This is a genomic window from Bradyrhizobium sp. Ai1a-2, from assembly GCF_000426245.1.
In the GTDB taxonomy this organism is placed as follows: Bacteria; Pseudomonadota; Alphaproteobacteria; order Rhizobiales; family Xanthobacteraceae; genus Bradyrhizobium.
This window is the reverse complement of sequence record NZ_AUEZ01000066.1, coordinates 24,400-47,491: the sequence shown is the minus strand read 5'-3', so window position 1 is coordinate 47,491 and position 23,092 is coordinate 24,400. Positions and strand designations below refer to the sequence as shown.

Genomic DNA, 23,092 nt, shown 5'->3' with positions numbered 1-23,092 from the left:
CGTCCACCGCATCTCACCGCAACGTTCGTGACGATCGCGAGCCGCCCCTCATCCGCCGTGAGACGCGCGGAGTTAAATCACTGATTTGCCCGACGACGGAAGCGGAATGTTTTTGTGCGAGGGCTGGACAGGCTTTCGTCCTGATTTGCCCGTCGGGTTGATTTGTCGCACCCAAAACAACCACATCGTCATTGCGAGCGAGCGAAGCAATCCATAGCGCAGCGAGCGGAGGCATGGATTGCTTCGCTCGCAATGACGGGGTTGCCAGCAACCCGCCAAAAATAAACGCCACCAAGGCGCAATGAATATTGCTTGGTGGCGTTCGTAGTCACTGGGCCCTGAAATCCCCAGCACTGGATTGGTCAGCATCACGCGTCATCAGGTTCAATCACGGCTCTGGAAAACGTGAGTTTTGCATCATTCTAAATGATGCGCCTCATGCGGCAGAAACGCTGCCCGATCGCGAGGCCGCAACTTCAAGTAAGCTGCAAAACATTGTCACTTCCCGTGCGTGACAAACACACACCTTCACGCCTGCAAAGAAGGTCAACCGCTCTCGCCTACTTCATCACCGCTTCGACCTCGCTCTTGAATGCCTGGCGCGAAGTGTCGCGCGAGTAGAACATGTGGCCGCCGGGATAGACCACGAGCTTGACGCGGTCCGGGCTTGCAAAGGCCGGCAGTTGGTCGAGGGCCAGCTTCGAGCCGAAGTAAGGGGTCGCGAGATCGAACAGGCCATGGCCGATCAGGAGCTTCAGCTTCGGATCGAGCGCGAGGATCTGCCGGAGCTGCGAGACCGACTCGGCTGGATTCGGCCCGCGGCCGAAATCCCAGGAGCCGGCGACCCGGCCGTTGAGCAATTGATAGGATCCGTCCGGCCGCCAGTTCAGCTTGCCTCTGGTGAGCTCGACCGCCGCGCTCGTGAGCGGCGCAATCAGCGGGTCGCCGGAGGGATCGCCGAAGTGGGATACGGTCGAATCCGGATTGGGATCGAAGCCTTGGACCGATGCGTCATAGCGCCCGGTCACCTTGCCATTGCGGCGATCGAATTCCCTGCGGAATTCGGAGACACCGAAACGCCCCGCGAGCCGGCGACTCACGGCCGGATCGATGCCGGTCAGGGCCGCCACCCTGTCGGCGATCCGTGTCGTCGCCTCGCTGTCAGCCTGGCCCCTGGCAAGGTCGACCAGGAAATCGCCGCGCGCATATTGTTCGACATCAGCAAGGTCGCTGCGCGTCACCGGCCCCTTCGTCTGACGCGCCACCGCCGCCATGGTCGGAAGGCTCACGACATACTGCAACAGACTCGTGCCCTGGAATTCCCGGAAATCGAGCAACGGCGACAGCAGGATCAATCCCTTCACGCCGACGCCCTGCTCGGTCTGCAGGTTATTCACGATCTTCGGCCCGCGGATGCCGCCATAGCTTTCGCCCACCACATATTTCGGCGACAGCAGCCGCTCGTGCTTCTCGAGCCAGCGGCGGATCACCAGCGCGATCGCATTGACATCGCCGTCGACGGAGAAGAAGCGCTTGCGCACGTCGTCCCCGGTTGCGACAAAACGGCTATAGCCGGTGCCGACGGGATCGATGAAGACGAGGTCAGTGAAGTCGAGCCAGGTTTCCGCATTCGGTACCAGCTCAGGCGGTGCCGACGACACGACCGCCTCACCACCGCCCAGCGAAATCCGCCACGGCCCGGCGCTGCCGAGTTGCAGCCAGGCCGAGGATGCGCCCGGCCCGCCGTTGAAGAGGAAGGTGACCGGACGGTTCGCTCGATCGACGCCGTCGAGTTGATAGGAGGTATAGGCGATATCGGCCTGCGGCTCGCCCTTCTGGTCGAACAGGCGGATCGAACCCGCGGTCGCCGTGAACTCCAGGGTGCGCCCCGGAAGCGCAAGCGTCTGCTTGGTCGTGGAGTCGGGCGGCAGGCGGTGCTGCTCTGAGGCCGACGGTGGATTGCCTGCCGCGCTACGATCTGCACCACCCTTCCGCCCCTCAGGCGCCTGCGTTGCCGGCGAAGCCGACGGTGCTGACGGTTTGGGGGCGTCGCTGGCGTCCTGCGCCCACGCGCCGCTCACGACGGAAAATGCGAGCAGCGCGACCATCATGCGCGTGCGCGCGCTGCGCTGTGTTCCGATCCAGCTTGTCATGTCCTACTTCCCTGTAGCCCGGGTGCAGCGAAGCGCAACCCGGGACATCTGCGTCAACATTGAGAGCGCCCCCGGGTTACGCTGGCGCTCCACCCGGGCTACGACGCGAATTGCGGCGTCCATCGAGGATGCAGCTACACAACCCGAGGAATTGTGTGGAAATCACAATCGCGCCAGCCGGTTTGCACCGTGATGAATGCGACGGTCCTGCGACAATACGCGCCGAGCAGGTTGTCCGCGGCGACGCTTGAGTGATATCCGTCACATCCACAAGGTTGCCAACCCAACTATCCCGCAGAACCAAAACGGCGCCACGGCGACTAACGAAATTCTACCGTTCGAGGGGTTCCCGAAATGAAACGAGCGATTGCTATTTGTGTCGGCCTGCTGGCGCTGGCTTCGCCAGCCGCGGCCGAGTCACCGGTGGCCGTCGTCGAGGAAGTGCAAGGCAAGGTCAGCGGCGCCGAGTTCATGGACTATGTGGCCCCGAAGACCGTGATCAAGATCGGCGAGGATGGCTCGATCGTTATCAGCTATATGACATCCTGCCGGCGGGAGACGATTTCGGGGATCGGCACGGTGATCGTCGGCACCGAGGAGAGCGTCGTGCATCTCGCCAACCTCAAGAGCGAGAAGACCGATTGCGACTCCAACCAGACGCACGCCACGACGCAGGCGACCAGCGCCGTCGCCGCCACCGTGCTGCGCAGCGTCGATGCCAACAAGACCTCGTTACCGCAGCCGCAGCTTACTCTCTACGGCGCTTCGCCATTCGTGGAGGCCAAAGGACGCGGCACGCTGGTCGTGCGGCGCCTCGACATCCCCGGCGAGCGTCAGCAGGTCGATCTCGGCGGCACCCAGCTCAAGGGAAGGTTCTTCGATTTCGCCCGGGAGAACGGTGCGTTGGTCCCAGGTGGCCTCTACGCCGCTACCTTCAAGTCGTCGCAGATCGTGTTCCGCGTCGACCCGCAAGCCAAGCCCGGCGCCACGCCGATCGTCGGCCGCCTGCTGCGGATGAATTAGGGTGTGATGATTTCAGGTGCATCCGCGACGGATGCTGCGCCCCCTCTCCCGCTTGCGGGAGAGGGCTGGGGTGAGGGTTGTCTCCACAAGAGACGCTCCCCGTGGGGAGAGAGCCCCCACCCGGCGCTTGCGCGCCGACCTCCCCCGCAAGCGGGAGAGGTAAGGTGAACCCGGGGCAACGACCTTGAGCATTGGGCGCACCGCGCGCGAGGTGATGACGGTCGCCGCGATCGCGTTGGTCTGCGCCGCCATTTCCATCTCGCCCGCACTCGAGCCGGTCCGTGGCCTCTCGCTCGACATCCTCACTGCGCTGCGCTGGAAGATCTTCCAGCGCGCGCCCGACCCTGCCGCCTCGCCCGCAGTCGTCGTCGCGATCGACGAGGAAAGCTATCGCGCGGCGCCGTTCAAGGGATCGCCCACGCTGACCTGGACCGGCGAGATCGGCCGCGTGCTCGGCGCTATCATCGATGGCGGTGCCAAGGTCGTCGGCTTCGACATGGTGATCCCGACCTCGATCGAGCTGTCGCAAATTCCGTTCGGCGACGGCGTGCTGGGCGAGAAGGTGCGCGGCTTCGATCGCGACTTCCTGCGCGCGCTCGCCTCAGCCTCCACCTCCGGCAAGGTCGTGCTCGGTGAGATCCTGCGCGGCGACCAGCCGATCCTTCCCTCCCCTGGCCAGCGCGTCGCCGTCCGCCAGCAGCAGAACATCCGCCCGCTCAACGTCCATACCGATAGCGACGACACGGTGCGGCGGTTGCCGCTGACCTTTGTCGTCGGCGAGGCCAGGATTTCCGGCATGGCGCTCGAACTGGCATCGCGGGCGCTTGACGCGAGGCCCGACATCGACGCAGGCGGCAACGTGACGCTCGCCGGTTACCGGATTCCAAGCCCGGTGCCGAACACGATGACGCTGAACTTCGCCGGCGGCGCCGACGATATCCCGACGTTCTCCTTCGCCGACCTGCGCGCCTGTGCGGCCAAGGGAGAGAAGGATTACTTCCGGCGCTGGTTCGACGGCAAGGTGGTCCTGATCGGCACCGTGCTCGACATCGAAGACCGCCAGGCGACATCCAAACGCTTCGCCACCGGAAGCGACCTCAGACGCCCTCTCCCACGCTGCGTACCCGATACCAGTCCGCCGGCCTCGCCGGGCATCGAGCGCAGCACGATCGCAGGCGTCTATATCCACGCCACCGCCGTCAACAACCTGATCAGCCGCAATGCGACGGTCGAGGCCAGCCGGCTGCCGACGTTCCTGATCGCCTTTGTGTTCGCCGCGCTGGCCGCGAGCGCGGCGCGCGTATTCAGGCCGCTCACCGCCGTCCTCTCTTTCGCAGCCGTGAGCGCGCTCGGGCTCGCCGGCGCCACCCTCGCCTTCACCCACGCGCTGGCGCTTCCACTGGTCGAGCCGTTCGCGGCAGGCGCCGCCGCGCTCGCGGCGATGGTCGGCCTTCGCTTCGCCGTCACCGACCGAGACCGCCGCCTCCTGCAGAAGAGCTTTGCGCTCTACCTCGCCCCTGACGTCATCAACCGCATGCTGTCGTCGAAGAAATTGCCGGAGCTCGGCGGCGAGACGCGCGAGGTGACGGTGTTCTTCTCCGACCTCGCGGGATTTTCCGCGATCTCGGAAAACATGCCGCCGGACCGGCTGATGTCGCTGATGAACGAATATCTTTCTGATATGACCGACGTCATCGAGGCCCACGGCGGCTACGTCGACAAATATATCGGCGATTCCATCGTGGCGGTATTCGGCGCGCCCGCCGACGACCCTGATCATGCCGCGAATGCGGCACGCGCGGCGCTCGACTGTTGCACACGCCTCGCCGAACTCAATGCCACCTCGCCGGTCTTCCGCGACCATCCGTTGACGCAGCGCATCGGCATCAATTCCGGCGAGGCGCTGGTCGGCAATTTCGGATCGCGGCGGCGCTTCAATTATTCCGTGATGAGTGATGCGGTGAACCTCGCCTCGCGGCTCGAAGGCGCCAACAAGTTCTACGGCACCACCATCATCGCCTCGGATGCGACGGTGGCGCTCGCAGGCAGCGGTTTCGCCTGGCGCGAGCTGGACGAAGTCCGCGTCAAGGGACGCAACCAGGCGCTGAAGATCTATGAGCTGGTGGCGCGGTCGGACGAGCTGTCGGAAACGCAGCAGGCGCTGATCAGGACGTATGGCGAAGGACTCGCGCATTGGCGCGCCGGCGAATTCCAGCTCGCCACGGAGGCTTTCGGCCGCTCGGCCGCAACCGACAAGCCGGCCGCCCTGTTTCGCGGGCGCGCCGAGCAGATGACACAGCAGCCGCCGGGCGGGGACTGGGAGCCAATCCGCGCGCTGCAGGAGAAGTGAGGCACGTAACCCGGGGACCGCTCGTCAACTTGGATGCAGAGGTCCCGGGTTGCGCTGCGCTCCACCCGGGCTACGAGACCCGACCATTACGGAATTGTGTCGGGCAGCCGGCCGACCCGGCCCTAAAATGCCCGGCTTCTGATCTCGACAAGCGCGGCCAAGCTGTATAGACGGGCGCGGCGCGGAATGGCGCGCAACCAGGGCCGAGCGTGTCGTGCAATGACCAGTCCCGAGCGATATGAGAAGATCGCGTTTGTCGCGAGCAGCAGCGCCGAGGCGCAGGCCGCGCTGGCGCAACTGTCCGCGCTCTACGGCAATTGCGATGCGGCAGACGCTGACGTCGTTGTTGCGCTCGGCGGCGACGGCCTGATGCTGCAGACGCTGCACGCCAACATGCGCTCTGGGAAACCGATCTACGGCATGCATCGCGGCACCGTCGGCTTCCTGATGAACGAATACTCGACCCACCATTTGCGGGAGCGGCTGACGGCCGCGCGGGAATCCCTGATCAGCCCGCTTTTGATGCGTGCCACCGACATCCATGGCGCCGTGCATCTGCATCACGCCATCAACGAAGTCGCGCTGTTCCGCCAGACCTACCAGGCCGCGCGCCTGCGCATCCTGATCGACGAGCACGAGCGGATGCCCGAACTGATCGCCGACGGCATCCTGGTCGCCACCCCCGCCGGCTCCACCGCCTATAACCTCTCGGTGCAGGGACCGATCATCCCGATCAATGCCGCCCTGCTCGCGCTGACCCCGATCAGCGCTTTCCGCCCGCGGCGCTGGCGCGGCGCGCTGTTGCCGAATTCGGCGTTCGTCGTGATCGAGGTGCTCGAGGGCGCCAAGCGCCCGGTGGCCGCGGTCGCCGACCATGACGAGGTGCGCGACGTCAGCCGCGTCGAGGTCTTGACCGACAAGACCATCTCGATGCGGATGCTGTTCGATCCCGGTCACAGCCTGGAAGAGCGCATCCTGCGCGAGCAGTTCGGGTACTGATCCTCCCGCCTCCCTCGCAACCCTTCCTTAACCCGCGGCACGATATGGTTAATGTCGGGTAATGCCGTTTGGGCCGGGCGGGACCATGTATCGCATCGATTTCAACAAGCTGCGGTTTCTGATCTGCGACGACAATCCGCACATGCGCCGTATCCTGCGGACGCTGCTGCATTCGTTCGGCGCGCGCGAAGTCTATGAGGCGGAAGACGGCGCCACCGCGCTCGAAATGTACACCCATTACGTCCCCGACATCGTCATCACCGACTGGTCGATGCCGATCTTCGACGGGCTCGAGCTCGCGCAGATGATCCGGCAGCCCGAATCCAACGCCAATCCCTACGCGCCGATCATCATGCTGACCGCGCATTCGGAGAAGCGCCGCGTGACGGTCGCGCGCGATGCCGGCGTCACCGAATTCCTCGCCAAGCCGATCTCGGCCAAGGGACTTTACCAGCGCATCCTCAATGTCGTTGCCAATCGCCGCCCCTTCATCAAGACCAAGAGCTATTTCGGCCCGGACCGCCGCCGCAACACCAGCAACACCTATATCGGGCCCGAGCGCCGCGTCGGCGGCGAGATGGAAGTGATGCAACAGCCGTCGCTGCTCGATAAAGCGCGTTCCAGTATTTAGGCAGCACCAGGAGGTCGTCATGGCGAAAGAGAAGCCCGGCGAGCTGGAGATCAAGACCTTCGCCACGCATCATGTGATCACGCAGCCCAACCCGCTGCGCAAGGTGCTGCGCCGCATCCCTCCCGACATCGATCACGACGATCCCGTCGCGCGCGCCGAACAGGCGCTTGCGGATCTCTCCGGCGAATTCAAGCAGTGGATGACGATCGAGGCCGACCGGCTGTCGGCCGCGCACGCGGTGGTGCTGCGCCACGGCTTCTCCCACGAGACGCGCGAAGAGCTGTTCCGCGCCGCCCATGACATCAAGGGCGACGCCGCGACCTTCGGCTTTCCTTCCGCCGGCGCCGCCGCCGAAAGCCTGTGCCGCATCATCGAGCACGCCCCCGATCTCGACAAGGTGCCGCCCGAGCTGATCACCCACCACATCAACGCGATCCAGGCGATCGTGCGCGAGCGCACCAAGCTCGACACCTCCGTGATGGCCAACGCGCTCAGCAGGCAGCTCCGCGGCATTGCCGATGAATTCCTGCTCAAGGTCAACCACGACCGCCCCGAGCATCTCGAAGCCATCCTCGCCCCGAGCATCGCACCGGCGGAGTGATTTTTTGCTCCGTCATTGCGAGCGGAGCGAAGCAATCCATCTTTCCCCGTGTGGAGATGTGGATTGCTTCGCTCCGCTCGCAATGACGGAGTGAGTGGCAACCGGCTCCCTGAAGAATATGCATTTGTGATTATGGGTCCCTGTTTTCGCAGGGGCGACGTCGAATGCGTGGTCGTAGTGAAGATTAAGCCGCGATCAAATCGTGCTGCAGCGGTGCGATCGCTTCTTCGGCGACCAGTTCTTCGCAGAACAGCCGCGCTTCCTCGCGCGCGGATTCGGTGGCGAAGCGGCGGAGCAGGATCAACAACGGCTCGGCGGCCTGCCGATCGGTTTCGCAATGGGTCAGCACGCGCTCGACCATGCGGCGGCGCAGCCGCACCGCGCCTTCGATGCTGTCGACATAGCCGGCCTCATGGCTTGCCTCGAGCGCGGCGCGGAAGGCGGCAAAGGTGGATTCCGGCAGGCCGGCGCGGATCAGCAGCGCGTCGAGGCTGGCGACGCCGCGGTCATGCAGCAGCGCGGCGATGCGCGCCTGCGGCAGGCCGGAGAGTTCGGCGAGCGCTGCGTGGAACAGTTCGAGATTGCCCGAGAGCAATGCGCGCAGGATCAATCCGGCGGTGAGCTGTCCGGTGGTGCGCAGATGCGCGACGAGGCCGCGCATCTCCTCGCCGTCCGAGCGCGCCGCGATGTGGACGGTCGAGCGCTCGCGCGCTTCGTTGGCAATGCGCCCGGCCCGGTCGGCGGAGAGCCAGTTGCGGGCGACCACGAATTGCGCCAGCGTCTCCGACAGCTTTGCCACCAGCGCCATGCGGGTCGCGGCCGGCAGACCTTCCAGCACCAGCATCGCCTCCCGGATCGCGGCCAAATGGCCGTGCCGCTCGACGATGCGGTCCCAGGAGAATGGCGCGAGCTCCGCATGCGCGTTCTCGATCAATTCGAGCGCAGCGGCGGCGCAGCCGACTTCGGCGATCGCCGCACCGACGGATGCTGGCAGATTGATCCGCCGCGCGATCGCGCATTGCATCTCGTTGTTGCCGGTCGCGACGATGTCGACGAGGTCGGCATCGATCAGGAGCGGCGAATGTTCCAGCACCGGCAGCGCGATTGAAGGCTGGTCGACCGCGAGCGCCTGCACGATGGCGGCCGGCGCCTCGACGCTACGCGCAAACACCTCGGCCATCGCCTGCCGCACCAGCGGCGAGGGATCGTCGAGCAGCATCAGCAACGCGCCCTCGGCGGCGATGCGGTCGTCCTCGGAAAGATCTGAAATCAACCAGGCCCGCGCTAGCGCCCTGGTGGCCTCGGCCCGCTCCCCTGCCGGAGCGGTCCTGATCCAATTAATGAACTGCCGAACGATCATGGTCCTTCCGGCTTACGCAACGAAACGGCACGGTGATGCGGTGCCAATGTAATGAAAGGTAAACTATGACGCTTAACAAAGAGTTCACCATAACTCTTTGGGTTTATTGACGTTTCGTTAATGGAGAAGCGACGGCTCCACGCGCGGCGCCCTCATCCCGACGAGCCTGAGAAGCACATCTGCTCACCACGAGGGGCGAGAGTTGCGCGCTACGGATCGACGCTAGCCGGAGAACGTGCCGTTGCGGTCGCTGAAGAGGTCGAGACGGCCGGGAGGCCGCACTTCGGGAGTCTGGCCGGAAAGCGAGGCGGTCGCGGCTTGTGCGGGGCGGCCCCATAATTCCTGCACGGTTGGCGAGATTGGCTCGGCGCGGTCGCCGGCCTGGAACAGCGAGCGGAACATCGGATCGCCCGGCGCGGACGCCGTTTGCGGGGCGGCCACGGGTGACGTCGCGTTGGAGTTCGGGAAGCTCGAGAGATAGGCGGCGTTGTCGATCGAGGGCGGCGCGGTGGGCGCAGCGCTCGCGATCTCGCCGCCAACAGCGGCGAAAGCAGTGCGGGTGTCGCTGGAGCTGGCCGCGCCGGCATAGCGCGCGCTCAGCACCGAATAGACCTCGGACACGCTGCGGGCTTGTCCCGAACGGTCGTAGAAGATCGAACTGTTGGCGGCCGCCGCCTTCGGAAACATCTGCGCGGCACTGGCGGCCGGATTGTCCTCGGCGATCGAGATCAGTTTTGCCGCGCCGCCGACGCCCATGAAATGCGCCATGTAGAGCTCGGCATCGGTCGGGCGGCGGCCGATGCTGCCCGTGAGCTTGAAGCTGTTGGACTGCGTCAGCACGCCGGCCATTGCGGACGCGGCGTCCGGATCGTCGCGCAATCGCATGATCGCCGCCCGCGCCTGCGGATCGCTGACCCAATAGCTGCCGTCCGAATTCTTCGCGATGGCGTCGGCATATTTGCCGTAGCCGAGCTGGTCCCCCGCCTCCTTCACCGTGCCGAGCCAGGTCTGGTCGATGAACTGAAACAGCCCGCGCGCGGACGAGGTCGACGCGGAAGCCCGCGGGTTGAAGTTGGATTCCATCTTGGCGGTCGTGAGCAGGTATTGAAAGCTCGTGCCGGTGGTCGACGCGGCCTGCTTGATCGAACCCGCGATCTTCGCGCGCGTCGGGTCGACACCTGCCGCAGCCCCGGCGCTGAATGTATCGATCGCCATCGATTAGTGCCCCGCTCCTCGCGAAACGCTCGCGTGGGCTTTCATGAACGCCGGTAACCGGCGCAGCTCCCTCCGATACCCTGCGGCAGTTATGGTTAATGGGAGGTTAAGGCGCAGCTGACAGCTTACGGCTGCGCCTCGTAGTAGCGGGCGACCTGATCGATTTCTTCCGCGGTCATCTGGCGGGCGATGTTGCGCATCTGCTCGCTGATGTCGTTGCGGCGGGTGCCCGCTGCGAAGGCCTGCAACTGCGCCTTGATATAGACGGCGGACTGGCCGCCGAGCCAGGGACTGCCGGCCTTGATGTCGATTTCGCCATGGCAGGAGCCGCAGGGCGGGATGTTGCGCAACGGCGCTCCTGTCACCACGATCGCAGGCGGCGGCAGGCCCGGATTGAGCTGACTGGACGGCACTCGCGGCAGATAGGCGTAATAGAGCGCGACATCGCGCATGTCCTGGTCGGTCATGTTGGCCGCGAACGGGCTCATGACGACGTTGACCCGCGCGCCGGTCTTGAAGTCGTTCAATTCCTTGTACGTCACCGCGGCGTACTGCCCGGCGAGGTTCGGCGAGTTCGCGTCGCTGACACCCTGCGGCCCGTGGCAGATCGCGCAGCGCTGCGCCAGCGTCGCGCCGCGGCCGATCGAGACCTGGTCCTGCCGTGTCAGCATTTCCGGAGTGACCACGACATTCGAGGTCTTGAACGTGGGGGGCACCGCCGCGGCCGGCCTCGGCAGGTTGGGCACGCCGGCTGCGCTGCAGATCGCATCCCAGATGCCGGAAAGCTTCAGATCGGGCTGCAGCAGCGGCAGCCAGATCAATCCCACGATCGCAGACAGCACCGCAATCGCGGCGGTGACGCCGACGCTGATGCTGAACCAGGGATTGCGTGGCGAATAGAGTTCGTCCTCGCTCATCTGCTAGCTCCGACATAGACGGCAGGCACGCTGGTGTTCCTCACCGCCATCAGTTGGCCGATCGGATAGCCGTAATTGACGACCGTCAGCCCGATCATGAGCGCCAGCCACAATCCAAAACTGTTGAGCGCAACCGGAAGGCGCGCAGGCATGTGCAAGGGAATCGCGAATGTATAGGCACCCGCCTCGCCTCTCGGCGCGAACTGGCCGCGGACCAGCACGATCAGGAACAGGATGCCTGACGTCAGCAGGATCAATCCGCCGAACGCCGACATCGTCACCGAGAACGCCTGCGGCGAGATCGCGGGATTGGCATAGTCATAGAACGCCATGCGGCGGGGCATGCCGAGGATGCCGACATAGTGCCAGGGGAACGTGGTGACGATCATGCCGATGAACCACAGCCAGAGCTGGGTGCGCATCAATCCGTAACTATCCAGCGTGCGGCCGGTCAAATGCGGCCACAGGTCATAGGCGATGGCGAAATACATGATGACGATGGCGCCGCCGAAAATCAGGTGGAAGTGGCCGGTGACCCATTGCGTGTTGTGGATGCTGGTATTGAGCTGATAGCTCATGTTGATGAGCCCGCCGGCGCCGCCGAAGCCAAGCATGACCAGCGACAGCGCGGTCGCCACCATGATCGGGTTCTCCCAGGGCAGCGCACGGATCCAGCCAAATGCGCCGCGCCCACCGCGCAGCCGGCTCGCGATCTCGGCCGAAGCGCAGATCGTGAACACCGTCAGCAGCGTCGGCAGCGCGACGAGGCCGGTGAACACCGATTGCATGAACTTGAAGCCGGCGCCGACCTGCGGATCGGCAAACAAATGATGGACGCCGATCGGCATCGCGACCACGACGAACATGATGAAGGCGACCCGCCCCATCGCGTCGCTGTAGAGCCGGCCCCCGATCGCGCGCGGGAAGATCGTGTAATAGGCGATGTAGGTCGGGATCAGCCAGAAATAGACGATGGCGTGCAACGTCCAGGAAAAGAACACCCGCGCCAATCCGGCGTCGATGGTGGTGGTGAGCCCAAGCGCGGTCGGAATGATCTGGAAAATGAGCTCGAGCGCAGCGCCGACCGCGGTCCAGCCCCAGAGATAGGAGCCAGCGACATTGGCGAACATCGCGAGCGGCACCGGTTTGTCCCGGTTGTCACGCTTCCAGACCGCGAGATTGATCGACATCAGCGCGACCCAGATCCATGAGCCGACCACGACCAGGACCACGCCGATGTAATAGAAGACATTGCCGATCATCGGCGGATAGAAGGTGTAGAGCACGGAGGCGAGTCCGAGCGAGACCGGGACCATCGCGACCACGCTGCCGATCGCGACCAGCGCGATACCAGCCCATGCCCAGCGCCGCCCGACCAGCGGCCGCTCCAGCGCCGCTTCGCTGATGGCGTAGCCAAAGCCCATCGCGATCAGGGTCGGGAAGACATAGCCCATGACCGTGCCGTGCGCGGTGACCGAGCGATAATAGAATTCCGGATTGAGGTGCCAGACGTTCAGCGGGCTGCGCTCGAACATCTGCCAGGCGCCGAGCACCAGAGCCGCGCCGAATACGATGAAGGCGAGCCAGAAATGCGCCAGGATCAGCCGCTTGTTAATCAACACAGGTGAGCCTCCGTTTGCTCGCCGCCATGTTGCGGAACGCGGTCTGGTCGACCACCTTGACCTTGCCCCACATGCCCTGATGACCGATGCCGCAGAATTCCTGGCAGGGCATCACGTGCTCGCCCGGCGCGTTGAAGCGGATCGGCAGATCCGAGACATAGCCCGGCACCAGCATGGTGTTGATGTTGGTGCCCTCGATCAGGAAGCCGTGCACGACGTCGGCGCTGGTGGCGCGGATGGTGATCGGCGTTTCCGCCGGTACCACGAGGCATTGCGGGGTGAATGAATATTGCTGCCCGATCGCGCGCACCGTGACGGAGCCGTCGGCCTCCAGCGCGCTGCCGAGGTTGCTTTCGACGAATTCGCCGGAAAGATGCAAGGTCGTGGGATCGGCGGTCTCGACGCGGCCCTGCGGCATCGTCGCATGGTAGATGCCGAAGAAGGCGGCCAGGCCGACGAGCACGCAGATGATCACAACCGACAACGTTGCCCAGCGCCGCTCGATGCGCGCGGCAACCGCCTCGCCGAGGCCATGCTCGTCGTGACTATGATCGGTCTCACTGGTCACGATCAGACGCTCCGCGGCAGGAAGACGAAGAGATAGAAGGCGAACCATAAAGCGACGACGATCGCGGTCGCGATGCCCGCCACCGCAATCGCGCCGCCGGGACCTGCACGCACGATCGCGTCGACCGTCTCGTCATCGGAATGCCGCGCCGGCCCTTGCGAGGATGAATCCGTCATGGCGCGCCCCTATAGCGTGTTGCAATTTGGTTGAATCAGCCGCCAATTCTCTTCACCTCTCCCGCTTGCGGGGGAGGTCGGCGCGTAGCGCCGGGTGGGGGCTCTCTCCACACGAAGGTTCTCGCCCGCGGAGACACCCTCACCCCAACCCTCTCCCGCAAGCGGGAGAGGGAGAAGAGCGTTCATCGTGGTTCGATCCGATTCCGTCATGCTCTATTTCAGCGTAGCCGTGCGCAATTCGTTGGCCTGGCGCGCCGCCACCGGCCCGCCGCGATTGCCCCAGGAGGTCCTGATGTAAGTGACGACGGCGGCGACCTCATCGTCGGAGAGGCGCTGCGCGAAGGGCGGCATGCCATAGGGCATCGGATTGCCCGCGGTGCCCGGCGGATAGCCGCCATTGAGCACCATGCGGATGGCATTCACCGCCGACGACATCTGGATCGACTGGTTGCCGGCGAGCGGCGGATAATGCGGCGGCATGCCGAGCCCGGTCGCACCGTGGCAGCTTGCGCAGTCGCGGTCATAGATCTGCTTGCCGAGCGAGAGCAGAAGGCTGCTCTCGGCCGACGGAATCGCCGGCGGCGGCTTGTCCGGCGAGCTGCCCTGCGCGAGGCCTTTCAGGTAGACCGCCATCGCGCGGATGTCCTCGTCGTTGAGATATTGCAGGCTGTTGTAGACGACCTCCGCCATCGGGCCGTAGACCGCGCCACGTGCGGAGACGCCGGTACGCAGATAGTCGACGATTTCCTGGATGCTCCACTCGCCCAGCCCCGCTTCCTTGTTCGAGGTGAGTGACGGCGCGTACCAGTACTGCATCGGAATCAGGCCGCCCTCGAACGCCTGCGATTCCGAGCTGCCGCCGAGCGCGTTGATCGCGGTGTGGCACATGCCACAATGGCCGAGGCCTTCGACCAGATAAGCGCCCCTGTTCCATTCCGCCGACTTCGTCGGATCGGGCTTGAACTCGCCTTCGTTGAAGAACAGCGTGCGCCAGCCGAGGATCAGCGAGCGGTTGTTGAAGGGAAAGGTCAATTCATGCGGCTTGTTGGCCTGCTTCACCGGCGGGACCGACCGCAAAAAGGCGAAGATCGCATCGGAGTCCTCGCGCGTCACCTTGGTGTAGGAGCCGAACGGCATCGCGGGATAGACGAGGCCGCCATCGGGAAAGCGGCCATCATGCATCATCCGGTAGAACTGGTCCGAGGTCCAGGTGCCGATCCCGGTTTGCGGATCCGGCGTGATGTTGGAGGTGAAGAGCGTTCCGAACGGCGTCTTCATCGGCAGCCCGCCGGCAAAGGTCTTGCCTTCGGGCGCGGTGTGGCAGGCAATGCAGTCGCCGGCGCGCGCGAGATATTCGCCCCTCTTGAGCAGCTCGGCATTGGCGGGCGGGTTCTGCTGCGCACTTGCGGCCGTCATGCCGGCGAAGCACAGCGCCAGAAGAAGGTTCAGCTTGGTTGCGAGGCGTAGCATCGGCGAGCTCCCTTCAACGCGGCTCGCTGCCGCATGCAAGCGGCATCGGCAGGCTGCCTTGCGGGGCGAACGACGGGTCTGCCGGCGCCGGGCGCGATGAGAGATAGGCGGCGACGGCCTTGACGTCGTCCTCGGTGAGAAGGCTTGCGACGATCTGCATGCAGTCTGGCGCGGCCGCGGTGCGCGTGCCGTAGCGCCAGCCGCCGAGCTGGGCGCTGATATAGCTTGCGCGCAAGCCGAGCAGGCCTGGAATCGCAGGCTCCATGCCGCCGAAGCTCGGGCCGTGGCAGCTAGCACAGGGCGGAATGCCGCGCTGCGTATCGCCATGCTTCACGATCGATTCGCCGCGCGCGAGAATCGCATCGCTGACGGTCGGGATCGCAGTCTCCGGGAATGGCGGCCGCAACGATGCGAAATATTCGGCCATCTTCTTCAAGTACTCGTCGGGCAAGAATTCCAGGAGATAGTTCATCGGCGGATATTTGCGCCGGCCATCCCTGAAGGCCACGAGCTGATTATAGAGATAGCCCGCGGGCTTGCCGGCAAGACGCGGGAAATAGACGTCGCTGGTGCCCTCGCCTTGCGCGCCGTGACAGGAAGCGCAGGCCAGGACGCGTGCGGCCATCGTGTCGGGCGCCCGCTCCGGTGCCTGCGCGTGCGCAGGAAGAAATGGCAGCGCGAAAAAGACAATACACGATCGAATTAGAGAAAAACGACGTGTCACTGCTTCGACCCCACTTCGACGACGAGTGGGAATTTTTGCACATCGCGTTGACGGTGGCAACGCGGCTCACGCGCGCTGCGCTCGGTCATTTCGTTGGCGCATGATCTTTTCGGAAAACCGGTTTCGGCTTTTCCGGATCATGCTCTGCACAACGGAAATTGAGTCTATTTCCGATAGACTTTTTCGGGATCGAACAGGCGATCCGCATCGACGAATGACAGTCCCGTGTCACCGTTGCCGTGCGTGACTGCGCGATAGAAGCAGGAGCGGCGTCCGGTGTGGCAGGCCGCGCCGGTCTGCTCGACGCGGATCCAGATCGCGTCCTGGTCACAATCCATACGCATCTCGATCACGCGCTGGGTCTGCCCCGAGCTTTCGCCCTTGCGCCAGAGCGCATTGCGCGAGCGGCTGAAATACCAGGCGTCGCCGGTCTCGATCGTCTTGCGCAGCGCTTCGTCATTCATGTGAGCGACCATCAGCACGTCGCCATTGGCAACGTCCGTCGCGACGCAGGTCACGAGGCCTGACGCGTCAAATTTGGGCTGGAATGCCAGCCCTTCCTCGCGATCGTGATCGTGTGCTGACACGGAATAAGCCTCGCAATGTTGTGCGAGGTTACCGGTTCGGTCCTCGCACCAGGGACAGGAAACGCTGCTGCTCCGCCGGATTGTCGCGGAACATGCCGGTGAAGCGGCTGGTGAAGGTCGAAGCACCGTGCTTGGCGACCCCGCGCACCGACATGCAGGTATGCTCCGCCTCGATCAGGACGGCAACGCCGCGGGGCTTGAGGACCTCGTCGATCGCAGCCGCGATCTGGGCGGTCAGATGCTCCTGCGTCTGCAGCCGGCGGGCAAAGATGTCGGTCAGCCGGGCGAGCTTGGACAGGCCCACCACCCGCTCGACCGGCGTATATGCAATATGTGCCTTGCCGTAGAACGGCATCATGTGGTGCTCGCACTGCGAGGTGAACTCGATGTCGCGGACCAGCACGAAATCGTCGTAGCCGGCGGTCTCGCCGAAGGTGCGGTCGAGCACCTGGGCCGGGCACTGGTGATAGCCCTGGTAAAGCTCGTCAAAGGCCTCGACGACGCGACGCGGCGTGTCCAAGAGGCCCTCGCGGTCCGGATCCTCACCGATATAGCTCAGCAGCGTCAGCACCGCCGCTTCCGCCTCGGCTCGCGACGGGCGCGGCTGGTCGGCGCGGACGGCGGCGGCAAGGAATTCGGCCGGATCAAGCTCGGCCGGTCGGGTTTCGACCACCCGAGTTTCAACCTTTTTGGGTTCATTGTTCTTGGCAGGGCGGATCGATTTGATTGCAGCGTCCATTCGACGTCTCTCCGTTCGACCGGTCCCCTTCTCGGACCGGGTGTGTCACCGGGCAGACGGGGCGGCGTGGTGCCGCCGGACGCCTGGAGTCCCTTCATCCTAACACCGGCGGCACAGCATTGGCTTCTGAACTGGCCCGCGCCGGTAGCATGGCCGGACTGTATTTCGGCCGATACCGACCATATATAGGACCATGAAACCCTGCCGCCAAGGGCGCCCTTGCCCTTGCGCCCACGACCTTTGTTCGCATGCTGAATGACATCTACAACAAGCGGATCATCGAACTGGCCGGGAATATTCCGCGTCTCGGACGCCTTCCCGACCCCGATGCCAGCGCCACCGCGCATTCGAAACTCTGCGGCTCGACCGTGAAGGTCGACCTCAAGATGGACGGCCCCGTCGTCACCGACTTCGCCCATGACGTCAAAGCCTGCGCGCTCGGGCAGGCCTCCTCCTCGATCATGGCAAGACATGTCGTGGGCTCCACCGCCGACGAACTGCGCGAATTGCGCGAGACCGTGCGCAAGATGCTCAAGGAAAACGGCAAGCCGCCGGAAAGCGGCAAATGGGCCGAGATCGCCCTGCTCGAGCCGGTGCGCGACTACAAGGCCCGCCACGCCTCTACCATGCTGACGTTCGATGCGGTGGTGGATGCGATCGGCCAGATCGAGGCCAAGGCCACGCAGCCGGCCTGAGGGCGGTGGGAATGTCGAGGGATTACCTCCCTTCTCCCCCTGTGGGAGAAGGTGGCCCGCATGAAATGCGCGACGGATGAGGGGTTGTCTCACGATCAACGGTGTTCGCGGAGGGATACCCCTCACCCTGGCGAGTTGGTTGCTGAGGCGGGAGTAGCCCTCTCCCACAAGGGGAGAGGGCGCATCAAGCAGCATCGCGAAGTGCGGCGTCTCCGATACTCTGTCGGGACGGCTTTGGGCTTACTGCGCCGGCTGGACCGGGAGCGGCGTCGCGGTGCCGCCGGTGGGAACCAGGGCTTCCGCGGTCTTGGTCGATGTCGACTTCGCGGGCTGCGCCGTCGTCTCGCCGTCAGGCGCGCTCGTGGCAACACGGTCCTGGTTCGCCTTGGTCTTCGCTTCCGCGACCGGCACGGTGGCGGCGTTGTCCTGCGGCGGCAACACGTCGGCGACCTGCTCGGTGGTGACGAGATTGGTCAGCCGCAACTCGTCGCGCGACAGTTCGTGCAGTTCTTCCCAAGGGGGAACGCTCAGCGCCAGCGACAACAGATCGCCGGCGCCGCCCATGTCGAAGGTGTACTTCGCCAGCCGGCCGATGTCGCGCTCAACGATCATCATGTCCTGTGCGCTGTAGCTCGCGGCGCGCGCATCGTCGGCGCGGTCGCCCATCCAGATCTGGTGGACGCGCACATGCGCGGCTTCCGGCACGTAGCGGGCCTTGCCGGACAGCAGCAGGAACACGCACATCGACTCGCAATAGGCTTCCGGCCTGACGCTGGCGCGCTGGCCCTGCGAGGTCTGGTTGATGACGGTCGTGCCGACGGTGGTCAGCGCGCCCAGGCCGCGGAAGCGGCGTCCGAGCGCGATGGCGTCGTTGACCGAGCCGCCGCTCGAATCGAGTACGACGGTGGCGCCGCCAAGCTGGCGGCCGCGGGCGAACTCATCGAAATCGCGCGGGCTGTCGGCGGTGATGATGCCGACGGCCGAGACCCATCCTCGGCAGTTGGGCTCGCAAGCCACCCAGCTGAATCGCATCGGCGTCTTGCGTTCTTCCAGGCTGGCCCCGGCGCGGGCCGAATTGCCCAGCGTCGTGACCGAGCCAGGCAGTGTGATGCAAAAAGCGGCGGCGCCGAGGAGTGCCAGACCGCGAAGACGAAGCGACGTCACGAGCCTCAATTTGGTTCCTTCCCCAAAGCCCCATGGATGAGCGGTGGCAACGGCCCCATCGCAACGTAACGAGATGGTGTCATCGAAGCGTTATCAAAACGGTAACCGTACTGACCTGTGCCGTCCATAGGACCTTCGCTGCAGCGCCGCCTGTGCGGTGCGATAGTTGCGAACTGTGGCGTAAATATCTGCAAGCACTAAGTTCCTTGCTTGGGAACTCCCGCAAGACTACGTAAATTCATGGCATGACGCCCATGCAAGATCGAACGTCACATCAATTGGGATGCACGGACTGTGCCAGCGCAGCCCGGCGGCTGCCGCGCAATCTCGGTCGCGTGCTGATCTGGATCTACCGGCATACGTTGTCGCCGCTGGTCGGTTACAACTGCCGGCATCTGCCGACCTGCTCGGTCTATGGCGACGAGGCGATCGAGCGGTTCGGCCTCTGGGCGGGTGGCTGGATGACGCTCGCCCGGCTATTGCGCTGCCATCCCTTCGGGACGTCGGGCATCGATAACGTGCCGCAAGAAGCGCCGCCCGGCGCGCGCTGGTACCTGCCGTGGCGCTACGGCCGCTGGCGCGGCGTCAACGGGCCGCCGTAGCGGGACGGCCTCTCCGCCGCGGTGCTTTCAAGCCATGCATGCATCGCTGGCGCGCGGGAACTGTGGCGGCAGTGCGGCATTGACTCGGTGCGTCCGCAGGGAGGACACCAACAATGCGCTGGAAAATCAGCCGCCACGGTCATGACCCCCGCCAGATAGATTTGCTGGCGATCATCGCACTGCTCGTTTTGATCGCTTCCGCGTACCTCTATTTCACCCACAAGCCGGCGGCGCCTGACAACACCGCCTTCATCGTGCCAAGCCAGAGCGTGCACTGGTGATGCGGCGTGAATGATTGGAGCGGTTCACGCAGCCTCGAACGCCTTGGCAGCTTCGCCTTCGTCTCCGTACACGGGCGTCGCTATCCCGGACTGCCGGGCCTTGATCTGCAGCGCGAGGACGCGCGAGTAAAACCGCCCCACTCCAACTCCGGCACTGTGAAACCACAACCCTTTCTGTCGCGTGGGCTTCCACATATTCCGCAGTTCCCCCTCCCAAGGGCCAGGATCGTGGCGGGTGCCTGAGCCGAACCCCCACAGCGGGCCGACCCTTTTTGCAGTCTCTGGCGTCAGGATGGAGTCGAACGAGGGGCGTTCGTAGCCGGTTGCGTAGAAGATGATGTCGGCGGGAAGTTCGCTCCCGTCGCTGAGAACAACGCTTTCTTCGCGAAGCGCCGTGATGCCGACACCTCAGCTTTATGCTGCCGTTGGCGATCAGCTCCGACGCACCGACATCGATGTAGTAGCCACCGGGATCGCGCAGGATCTGAGGAAACACGCCGCCCTCGTCCTCACCGAAGGTCAGTCGAAATCCGGCGCTCTCCAATCGCCGGTAGAAGGCCGCGTCTTTTTCCCTCACGTGCTTCACCAGCTTCTGGTGCATGCCCACCAGAATGCGCAAGGGCGTTGCGGCGAACAACAAGTCCGCCAGGTCGATTGTTATCCCCTGCGCCTTTGGCTCGCTGCCGTAGAGACTTGCAAATCCTTCAAGCAACGTCTCCAACTTCATCACGATGGTCGGACTGCGCTGAATCATCGTGACGTCAGCGCCATCAGCCAAAAGATCCGCAGCAATATCGTGCGCCGTGGTGCCTGATCCCACCACGACGCAGCGGCAGTCCCTGTGAAGAGGATTGCTGCGATACAAGCTTGCATATTGCTGCGGCCCCTTGAACCGCTCCTTTCCGGGTATGTCCGGGATCTTCGGAGTCGCGGTCAGTCCGGTAGCGAGTACAAGCTGCTCCGGATTGAGCTCGATCGCGCGGTCGCGGCGTTTGACCTTTAGGCGCCATTTCCCTCGCGCATCATCGTATTTGGCTCCTACGCACTCGGCCCCGGTCATGACGTCAAGCTGCATCATCGACTGGTAAGCATCCAGCCAGTCGGCGAAGCGTTCCTTCGAGGGATACACCGGCCAATTGTCGGGGTAGGAAAAGCCCGGCATCTGATCAAAGTATGAGGGCGAGTGCAGCGTCAACGAATCGTGGCGATTTCGCCATGTGTCGGACGGTCGTTCGCGGCGGTCGATGATCAGCGTCGGCACGCCCAGATTTCGGAGCTGCACGCCCAATGCAAGCCCGCAATGTCCAGCCCCAACGATGACGCAGTAGGGTTGGCTCGTGGCAGAAGCCGCGTCACTGTGCGGCCTTTCCTGATGCGCACTTCCGCTATCGCCGACATGATCGGGGCCTGGAGATGCTTCGAAGCCCTTGAGCTCCGCCGTCGACGTCAGCAACGTCCAGGCCTTGCCGTCTCTCAGCCGAATGACTGCTTTGCAACGAGCGACGTTCGTCTCGAACTCGACGATTCCTTCCACAATGCCATCTTCAAGACGTGCTGGTCTCATTGGCCGCCATGCGGTGGGTGCGGTACGCGCAAGGCACGCATCCAACATCTGTCGGATTTCGCCATGACCTTCGACGGTGCGCACGTTCCAGGTGAATGCCAGCATGTCACGCCAGAATGCGTCCGGATGGAACAGGATCAGCAGTGCATCAATGTCCTTCGCCGCAACAGCGACATTGAAGAAGCCCAGCCATTTGTTGAATCGGTCGTCGACATCGGCAGCGATCATATCGATCCCTCGGAACTTGGGTGACAGATCACGAGCCTGACGAGGCGCGGCTACGGATGGATTACAGGACGCGCACTGGATTCAGCCAGTGAGTTACAATCGCAATACTCACTGGATGTTGAAACGCGAGCGAAGCTCTAGAGTCTTGTTTTGACGCGTTTTCTTCACGCGAACCGGCGTCCACTTCGCTCGAAAAAGCTTCAGCGCCCGAACCAGAAGAAACCGCCGGGCTGCGAACTGAAGAACGGCGCCGGCTGCCGCGGCGCCCTGGGACGCGGCGGCGGCGCCGGTTTGGGAGGTGGTGCATCCTGCGCCACCGCGTCGGCGGTGCCGAAGCCGTCCCCGGGCAATTGCACGGCAAGCAGCAGGTTGGTTTCATGCGTGCGCCAGCGATAGCCGATGCCGAAATCGATCGGCTGCGCACGGTGGAACAGCTCGGTATAGGATTCCTGGTAGCGGCCGGGGAATTTGTCGATCGGCCCGGCGTAGCGGCCGAACGGGAAGAAGCGCCAGCGCTTCTGGTTGAAATAGACGAGCGGAATCCCGGAATCGTCCTGGATGATGGTGGCGCTGTTCTTGAGGATGAAGTCGCGCACGACGGTGAAATTGCCGGCGTGCATGAGATAGGACGCGCTCTTGATCAGGCTGTTGCCGGGCGCAAGCGTCTCGCAGAATTTCAGGAAGCCGCTCGCCTTGACGCCGGAATTGGAGAGATCCGTCGAGAAGTAATAGAGCGTGCGCTCGACGCCATCATTGCCGGCGAAGGTGATGCGCGCGCCGCGCACCGCGCCCTTCCCTGCCCCTTCCGTGCCGACGATGCCGTTCTCGTCGAGCACAACCGGCGTGACGCTCCGGATGGTCTTGCCCGAGCGCGCCAGGAATACATAAAGGATCGGCAAGGTGCCGTTGATCTCGCCCGCATGCAGGTCGACCTTCATCTTCTTGGTAATGAAGAACGAGAAGCTGAGAACCGAGGACAGCGAGCGCTCGACACTGTAGAGCGCGGCACCGACGTCGCCACGCGACAGTCTTGTCAGGTCCGGCACCGAGCCGGTCGGCTCGAGCGCGCTGAGCACATAGGTCGTCGCGTTGGAATAGAAGGCGTCGGCATAGATGAAGTCGGGCCCGGAGAACATGTAGAACATGGTCGGCCGCGGCGCGGCGAGATTGGCCTCCGCCCAGGCGCGGATCTTCGACAATTGGCGCTGCTCGAGCTGCGCAAAGGCGCGGTCGAAGAATCTCGCGTGCTGCTGCCAGGCCGGGTCCCTGGTCAGCGGGATCAGTGGCGAATCCGCCGACGGCATCATGCCGGCAAGGAAGCGCGCGGTGTCGTCGACGGTCGCGGTGTCGGCGGCACGCGCCGGCAGCGCGGCGAGCACGAACGCGAAAGCAAGCACGACAGCTTTCAATGATAAGGACATCC

22 protein-coding genes are annotated in these 23,092 nt (G+C 64.2%); 8 read left to right on the top strand and 14 right to left on the bottom strand.

Going from position 1 to position 23,092, the window contains the following annotated elements; translation table 11 throughout:
* Positions 1-560: 560 nt before the first annotated feature.
* Positions 561-2,111 carry a peptidase S10 gene (locus K288_RS0132080; RefSeq protein WP_027583232.1) on the bottom strand — a complete coding sequence of 517 codons (1,551 nt, stop codon included), beginning with the start codon at positions 2,109-2,111 and terminating at the stop codon, positions 561-563.
* Positions 2,112-2,507: 396 nt separating this feature from the next.
* On the opposite strand from K288_RS0132080, the gene K288_RS0132075 reads away from it, so the two are divergent.
* From K288_RS0132075 to K288_RS0132055, 5 genes are all read left to right on the top strand, one after another.
* Positions 2,508-3,176: a hypothetical protein gene (locus K288_RS0132075; protein WP_027583231.1), complete on the top strand. Its 669-nt coding sequence runs from the start codon at positions 2,508-2,510 to the stop codon at positions 3,174-3,176.
* 214 nt (positions 3,177-3,390) lie between these two features.
* Entirely contained in the window at positions 3,391-5,526 is a 2,136-nt protein-coding gene (locus K288_RS0132070) for an adenylate/guanylate cyclase domain-containing protein (protein WP_152535769.1), read from the top strand.
* 219 nt (positions 5,527-5,745) lie between these two features.
* Entirely contained in the window at positions 5,746-6,525 is a 780-nt protein-coding gene (locus K288_RS0132065) for an NAD kinase (RefSeq protein ID WP_027583229.1), read from the top strand.
* 85 nt (positions 6,526-6,610) lie between these two features.
* Positions 6,611-7,156 carry a response regulator gene (locus K288_RS0132060; protein ID WP_027583228.1) on the top strand — a complete coding sequence of 182 codons (546 nt, stop codon included), beginning with the start codon at positions 6,611-6,613 and terminating at the stop codon, positions 7,154-7,156.
* 19 nt (positions 7,157-7,175) lie between these two features.
* The gene (locus K288_RS0132055) at positions 7,176-7,757 is read left to right on the top strand and encodes an Hpt domain-containing protein (protein ID WP_027583227.1); all 582 of its coding nucleotides are present in this window, start codon (positions 7,176-7,178) and stop codon (positions 7,755-7,757) included.
* Between the two features lie 184 nt (positions 7,758-7,941).
* Here the strand turns inward: K288_RS0132055 and K288_RS0132050 are convergent, their stop codons facing one another.
* The 10 genes from K288_RS0132050 to folE all read right to left on the bottom strand — a co-directional run bounded on the left by K288_RS0132050 (position 7,942) and on the right by folE (position 17,135).
* Positions 7,942-9,117 (bottom strand): DUF2336 domain-containing protein, encoded by a 1,176-nt coding sequence (locus tag K288_RS0132050; protein ID WP_027583226.1) that lies wholly within the window; start codon positions 9,115-9,117, stop codon positions 7,942-7,944.
* Positions 9,118-9,339: 222 nt separating this feature from the next.
* A complete protein-coding gene (locus K288_RS0132045; protein ID WP_027583225.1) occupies positions 9,340-10,332 on the bottom strand; it encodes a transglycosylase SLT domain-containing protein in 993 nt (330 codons plus the stop codon).
* A 125-nt stretch (positions 10,333-10,457) separates the two neighbouring features.
* Entirely contained in the window at positions 10,458-11,249 is a 792-nt protein-coding gene (locus K288_RS0132040; protein WP_027583224.1) for a c-type cytochrome, read from the bottom strand.
* Positions 11,246-12,871: a b(o/a)3-type cytochrome-c oxidase subunit 1 gene (locus K288_RS0132035; RefSeq protein WP_027583223.1), complete on the bottom strand. Its 1,626-nt coding sequence runs from the start codon at positions 12,869-12,871 to the stop codon at positions 11,246-11,248. Before K288_RS0132035 ends, K288_RS0132040 begins: the two co-directional genes overlap by 4 nt.
* Positions 12,861-13,439, bottom strand: a complete 579-nt coding sequence (locus tag K288_RS0132030) for a cytochrome c oxidase subunit II (protein WP_027583233.1) — start codon at positions 13,437-13,439, stop codon at positions 12,861-12,863. The genes K288_RS0132035 and K288_RS0132030 overlap by 11 nt, the downstream gene beginning before the upstream one ends.
* 2 nt (positions 13,440-13,441) lie before the next feature.
* Positions 13,442-13,615 carry a hypothetical protein gene (locus K288_RS54275; RefSeq protein ID WP_027583222.1) on the bottom strand — a complete coding sequence of 58 codons (174 nt, stop codon included), beginning with the start codon at positions 13,613-13,615 and terminating at the stop codon, positions 13,442-13,444.
* A 213-nt stretch (positions 13,616-13,828) separates the two neighbouring features.
* Positions 13,829-15,031 (bottom strand): cytochrome c, encoded by a 1,203-nt coding sequence (locus K288_RS0132020; protein ID WP_152535768.1) that lies wholly within the window; start codon positions 15,029-15,031, stop codon positions 13,829-13,831.
* A gap of 67 nt (positions 15,032-15,098) precedes the next feature.
* Complete coding sequence (locus K288_RS0132015) at positions 15,099-15,761, bottom strand: c-type cytochrome (RefSeq protein WP_244443331.1); 663 nt, start codon at positions 15,759-15,761, stop codon at positions 15,099-15,101.
* A 212-nt stretch (positions 15,762-15,973) separates the two neighbouring features.
* Positions 15,974-16,396, bottom strand: a complete 423-nt coding sequence (gene hisI, locus K288_RS0132010; protein ID WP_027583219.1) for a phosphoribosyl-AMP cyclohydrolase — start codon at positions 16,394-16,396, stop codon at positions 15,974-15,976.
* A 28-nt stretch (positions 16,397-16,424) separates the two neighbouring features.
* On the bottom strand, positions 16,425-17,135 hold the full coding sequence (gene folE, locus K288_RS0132005; RefSeq protein WP_027583218.1) for a GTP cyclohydrolase I FolE: 711 nt from the start codon (positions 17,133-17,135) through the stop codon (positions 16,425-16,427).
* Between the two features lie 248 nt (positions 17,136-17,383).
* On the opposite strand from folE, the gene K288_RS0132000 reads away from it, so the two are divergent.
* Positions 17,384-17,830, top strand: a complete 447-nt coding sequence (locus K288_RS0132000) for an iron-sulfur cluster assembly scaffold protein (protein ID WP_027583217.1) — start codon at positions 17,384-17,386, stop codon at positions 17,828-17,830.
* A gap of 240 nt (positions 17,831-18,070) precedes the next feature.
* On the opposite strand, the gene K288_RS0131995 is transcribed toward K288_RS0132000, so the two are convergent.
* Positions 18,071-19,003: a hypothetical protein gene (locus tag K288_RS0131995; RefSeq protein WP_027583216.1), complete on the bottom strand. Its 933-nt coding sequence runs from the start codon at positions 19,001-19,003 to the stop codon at positions 18,071-18,073.
* A gap of 245 nt (positions 19,004-19,248) precedes the next feature.
* On the opposite strand from K288_RS0131995, the gene yidD reads away from it, so the two are divergent.
* Both yidD and K288_RS54270 read left to right on the top strand, forming a co-directional pair.
* A complete protein-coding gene (gene yidD, locus K288_RS0131990; protein ID WP_084799862.1) occupies positions 19,249-19,596 on the top strand; it encodes a membrane protein insertion efficiency factor YidD in 348 nt (115 codons plus the stop codon).
* Positions 19,597-19,709: 113 nt separating this feature from the next.
* Positions 19,710-19,877, top strand: coding sequence for a hypothetical protein (locus K288_RS54270; protein ID WP_201449751.1), 168 nt, complete (start codon positions 19,710-19,712; stop codon positions 19,875-19,877).
* On the opposite strand, the gene K288_RS0131980 is transcribed toward K288_RS54270, so the two are convergent.
* Both K288_RS0131980 and K288_RS0131975 read right to left on the bottom strand, forming a co-directional pair.
* Positions 19,846-21,669 carry an NAD(P)/FAD-dependent oxidoreductase gene (locus tag K288_RS0131980; RefSeq protein WP_027583214.1) on the bottom strand — a complete coding sequence of 608 codons (1,824 nt, stop codon included), beginning with the start codon at positions 21,667-21,669 and terminating at the stop codon, positions 19,846-19,848. The two genes, K288_RS54270 and K288_RS0131980, sit on opposite strands and share 32 nt — an antisense overlap.
* Before the next feature lie 200 nt (positions 21,670-21,869).
* On the bottom strand, positions 21,870-23,090 hold the full coding sequence (locus K288_RS0131975; protein ID WP_027583213.1) for a hypothetical protein: 1,221 nt from the start codon (positions 23,088-23,090) through the stop codon (positions 21,870-21,872).
* Between the last annotated feature and the right edge of the window lie 2 nt (positions 23,091-23,092).